This is a genomic window from Frankia sp. Mgl5 (genome assembly GCF_023242985.1).
GTDB classification, from domain to species: domain Bacteria; phylum Actinomycetota; class Actinomycetes; order Frankiales; family Frankiaceae; genus Parafrankia; species Parafrankia soli.
In genome coordinates, this window is record NZ_JALKFY010000310.1 from 1 (window position 1) to 242 (window position 242).

Genomic DNA, 242 nt, shown 5'->3' on the forward strand with positions numbered 1-242 from the left:
GTGTGCAGTGAGAGAGATTTTGTGATTCGTCCATCAGCTGTCCAACCGCGCTTGATCCACGCTGCCGGAATTCGTTCCACAGGCCTTTCCGCTTCGCCCGGGATTGCCGAGCTGGTGCTGGAACGCCTTCAGGAATCAGGATTGGAACTGGCTGAATACGAGCAGGCAGAGCATGCGCTACCCGACCTTTTTGCCGAAGAACAGGAGCAGGGAGAAATCATCTGTCTCTGTCGATCCATTAC

Annotated in this window: 1 pseudogene; it reads left to right on the forward strand. The window is 55.0% G+C overall.

Features of this window, described 5'->3' with window-relative positions:
• Positions 1–21: 21 nt before the first annotated feature.
• Positions 22–242, forward strand: a pseudogene (locus MXD62_RS09475) (FAD/NAD(P)-binding oxidoreductase); the annotation flags it as partial.